2 protein-coding genes are annotated in these 4,065 nt (G+C 56.7%); both read left to right on the top strand.

What is annotated here, in order from left to right; all coding sequences use genetic code 11:
* The coding region (locus VK725_RS09520; RefSeq protein ID WP_325317814.1) for a glycosyltransferase at positions 1-3,253 on the top strand (3,253 nt) is incomplete at its 5' end.
* The coding region (gene wecB, locus VK725_RS09515; RefSeq protein WP_325317813.1) for a non-hydrolyzing UDP-N-acetylglucosamine 2-epimerase at positions 3,246-4,065 on the top strand (820 nt) is incomplete at its 3' end. The genes VK725_RS09520 and wecB, both read left to right, overlap by 8 nt.

Raw genomic sequence — 4,065 nt, 5'->3', positions numbered from 1 at the left:
TGGCGTGCTGTATGTCCATCGCCACCTGTTATTACCGTTGGCCACTGAGGACGCCACTGGACTAGCGCTTGTGCACGATGGCCTGTTGTGGTGTGTGCAAACCCAACCGTTTAATACTATCAAGGAAGTGCGTCGCGGCATTCTGCGCAGTACGCCACTGTCATCTCAGCCCCTGGACTTGCACGATGTCGCGGCGGGCCCCGATGGCATTTACGCGGTGTGCACCGAAACGAACGAGGTGGTCCATCTGGATGAAGGCTATCGTGTGCTGGAGCGCTGGAGTTTCGGCGCTGAGTCTGATAGCGCACATGTCAACTGTATCGCCTGGTTTCAGGGGCGTTTGCTGGCTTCGTTGTTCGGGTCATTTGTGGCGCACCGCGAGTACAAAGGGTGCACGCGTTCGGCAGGCCGAGTGATCGATGTGCGTAGTGGCACGCCGTTGATCGAGGGTCTGTCGCAACCACATTCTTTGGTGGTGGCCGGCGAGGAATTGTGGCTGTGCAGTTCCGAAGACCGATCCGTGGAGGTATACGACAGTGTCTTTCGACGTAAGCGACAACTCCGTCTCCCTGGCTACACGCGGGGTTTAGCGGTTGGCGATGCGTGCGTCTACGTGGGTATAAGTCGTTCGCGCAACGCGCAAGAGGTCGAACCCGGAGAGTTTACCAGTGCAGTGATTGCCGTGCTGGATCGCGCGTCTCTAGCTGTTATTGGCTACATGCCGATGCCATGCAATGAGATCTACGATATTCGTATTGCGCCATCGGTCGAACTCGTCACCGATGTGATGGCTTCGTTGTGGGCACGCGAGCGAGCTGAACAACCCAAACTCATTGAAGCGGCGACACGCGCAGTGCAACGCGATGCAGAGGATCGTTTGGAGCAAGTAAGTATGCTTCTACGCGAAGAGCAACGTGATGCAGAGGATCGTTTGGAGCAAGTAAGTGAGCTTCTGCACAAAGCGAAACGGGATATTGCGCAAGGTGTACTCAACGAAGCGGCGTTACGTAATGATCTTGCAGGGATGACTCAACTGCATGCGGCAGAGCTCGATGCGCGACGCTCCAGCGAAGCGGCAATGGAGGGCATGCAGGCATCCCTGCAAAGGGCAGAGCGCAACTTAACCATGACGAAGCATGAACTCGCCTCACGCGATGGCACAATTCAGTCAGCAGAACGGGAGATCAGTCAGATCACGGCTAGCCGCTACTGGCGATGGACTTGGCCCGTCCGTGCGGCCATGCAACTTCTGCGGGGTCATGGTCTTATCGGGCGTTGGGATCGTCAATTAGCTGGGCGTGCGCGACAACAGGTACGTCGGTTGCGTGGCCGTGCTCTCAAACCAACTGTTGCCGAACCGACGGGCCCGCGCCTGGCACCGGCGGAAGTGGATCGGTGCGATGTCTTCGTGTGGGCGATCATCGATTGGGACTATCGGACGCAACGGCCACAGCACTTGGCACGCGAGTTGGCTGACCGTGGGCACCGCGTATTCTATATCTCCAACAATTTCGTGGATCATGCCGAGGCGGGCTTCAGGGTTGATCCGCTAGATGAGCATGGACGCCTCTTCCGGGTCCAACTGCATCTTAGCGGCGCGCCCGGCATTTATTACGGTGTGCCCGACATGAGCGCACAGTCGCAGCTCTGCGATAGCGTAGGGCACTTATTAGCATGGACACGCACTCGCGCAAGTTTGTCACTGGTGCAGCATCCGTATTGGCGTGAGACGGCCCGCATCCTTCCAAATCAACGACTGGTCTATGACTGTATGGACCATCACGGCGGCTTCCTAAGCAATAGCGATGAAGTGCTGGCTTGGGAGCACGAGTTGATGTGCGTGGCTGACTTGTTGGTAGTCACTTCCGAGTGGTTGTACGAAGAGGCCGGCAAGTACAATCCGCGCCGATGGATGGTGCGTAATGCTTGCCAGTACGAGCATTTTGCCACACCGCCGAAGACAGTCTTTGCGGACGAGCAGGGGCGCGCGATTATCGGCTACTTCGGGGCAATCGCCGAATGGATGGATCTGGATTTGCTGGAGAAACTTGCCCAGCGCTTTGCCGGCCATCTGATTTTGCTGGTCGGCACGGATACTGCAGGTGCTCGCGCACGCTTGCGGCATTTGGACAACGTGATGTTCACTGACGAAGTCCCCTATGCAAATTTGCCGTTCTATCTGGCGGCTTTCGATGTATGTCTGTTGCCGTTTCAGGTCATACCGCTGACGTTGGCTACTAATCCGGTCAAGGTGTATGAGTATCTAAGCGCAGGCAAGGACGTGGTGTCCATTGCGCTGCCGGAAATGCACCAGTTCGGCACATTGATTCGTACCGCTCCGGATCACGCGAGTTTCCTGGACGCTGTGGCGGATGCGTTGCGTCATCCCGCTGATGCAACGCAGGTGACGGCGCGACAGGCCTTTGCCATTGAACAAACGTGGGCCCATCGGGTGCAAGAACTTCTACGCGGCGTGGACATGTTGCCGCAACCACGAGTGAGCGTGATCGTAGTGACCTACAACAACAGCGCATTCACTAAGGCATGTCTGCGTAGCCTCGAGCTTTATAGCGACTACACTAACCTCGAAACGATCGTGGTAGATAACGCCTCGACCGACGACACGCGGGCCTACCTTGCCGCTTGGATGCTGGCCGGCCCGCAACGTCGAGTGTTGCTGAACGCAAAGAATCTTGGCTTTGCCGCAGCCAATAACCAGGGCCTAGCTGCCGCTTCTGGCGAGTACTTGGTATTACTCAACAATGACACCTACGTGACTCCGGGCTGGATTGCCACGTTGCTGGCGCATTTGCACAGGTGCGACACACTTGGCGTGATTGGCCCGGTGACTAACAACATCGGAAATGAAGCGCGCATCGACATTCACTACGCCTCCATGGAGGAGATGGTGCAGGTCGCGGCCGATTACACCTTGCGCCATGTCGGAAAGCGAACTCCACTGCGTACCGCGGCATTTTTCTGCGTCATGTTGCGCCGCGTGGTGTACGAACAGGTGGGCCCCTTGGACGAAGCGTTTGGGTTGGGCTTTTTCGAGGACGACGATTATTGTCGTCGCGCCGAGCATGCCGGTTGGGACATCGCCTGCGCCGAAGACGTTTTCATTCATCACCACTTATCGGCGTCGTTCAGCAAGCTCAAACAGGACGCGCGTCAGACGCTCTTCGTAAAGAATAAGGCGCTGTATGAAGCCAAGTGGGGCGAATGGATTCCACACAAATACCGTTATGGCTAAGCGCTGCTCTGTATCCATCAAAAAAGGCTTCCCCGAAGTGGCAATCATGGCTGGCCGCAAGCATGTGTTGTGTATCATCGGAACGCGCCCCGAAGGGATCAAAATGGCGCCCGTGATTACCGCTCTGCGGCGTGAGCCGTGGGTTCGAGTCACAGTATTAACCACCGCTCAGCACCGTGACCTGTTGGATCAGGTATTGCAACTTTTTGACATTCGTCCCGATGTCGATCTGAATCTGATGCGTGCCAATCAGTCGCTGTCGCAACTGACCGAACGCTTGATTAATGGATTAGATCGTACATTTGCGCGGTTAGCGCCTGATGCAGTACTGGCGCAGGGCGATACCACAACGGTGATGGCTGCCGCTCTGGTGGCATTTTATCGGCGTATCGCGTTCGGACACGTTGAGGCGGGATTGCGGACACATGATCTGCACAATCCGTTTCCTGAGGAAATGAACCGCAGGATGGCAAGTCATTTGGCACGCTGGCACTTTGTGCCGACCGAGCGTTCGCGGCAAAACCTACTGCACGAGGGAGTCGAGGAGGCGCATATACATCTCACCGGCAATACCGTGATTGACAGCCTATTGCAGGTGGCGGCAGTCCATCGTCCTTTGGCGCTCCCGTTGGATCCCTGCAAACGGCTGATCTTGGTCACCGCGCATCGCCGCGAGAATTTCGGGGAGCCGTTTCGCGCTATTTGTCGCGCTCTTTGCAGCCTGGTGGCGCGTCATCCGGATATTGAAGTGCTCTATCCAGTTCATCCCAATCCGAACGTCTTTGCTGTCGCGCAGGAACTCTTGGGTGGTC

The sequence above is a fragment of the Dyella sp. genome (genome assembly GCF_035486915.1).
Taxonomy (GTDB): Bacteria; Pseudomonadota; Gammaproteobacteria; order Xanthomonadales; family Rhodanobacteraceae; genus Dyella_B.
The sequence above is the reverse complement of the archived record's forward strand: the minus strand, read 5'-3'. Positions and strand labels throughout refer to the sequence as shown.